The sequence below is a fragment of the Halorubrum sp. SP3 genome, assembly GCF_005435195.1.
GTDB lineage: Archaea > Halobacteriota > Halobacteria > Halobacteriales > Haloferacaceae > Halorubrum > Halorubrum sodomense.
In genome coordinates this window covers 1-428 of sequence record NZ_SGTU01000406.1, presented here as the reverse complement: position 1 = coordinate 428, position 428 = coordinate 1, and the positions used below count along the sequence as shown (strand labels likewise).

1 protein-coding gene is annotated in these 428 nt (G+C 59.1%); it reads left to right on the top strand.

Annotated elements, in window-relative coordinates; all coding sequences use genetic code 11:
• A partial coding sequence (locus EXE42_RS19845; RefSeq protein WP_206750765.1) for a hypothetical protein occupies window positions 1–354 on the top strand: 354 nt, incomplete at its 5' end.
• Window positions 355–428: the final 74 nt, after the last annotated feature.

Genomic DNA, 428 nt, shown 5'->3' with positions numbered 1-428 from the left:
GATCTTGGCACACTCGTTCGGATCGCTGCCGAGAAGGCAGTCTGCGCGGTCGCCCACACCGTTATCGAGTCGGACGTCTACCCGGTAGACCGCGCGGTCGAGACGGGTCTGGATGCTGATGGTGTCTCGTGGACCGACGGAGACGGTCCGAGTGAAGGCGGTCTCGCCGTCGTGGTCGGTGATTGTGACGTGAACGTCGTGCGTACTATCGTCGTAATTCCTGAGTACCAGACTCTCACCGCTAACTCGACGTGTACCTGGGTTTCCTGCGTGGTCGGTTGTGCGATGTTCAGCGCGATGAGCCTCTCTTGCGGGCATGTGCGGACGGTGGAAGTCCAGTCCGTAATAAGTTGAGTCACCGTTACGGGACGTGAAACACCGATTTTCCTACTTCGCTGATCTGTGTCGACGCTGTCACTGGCCCGGAA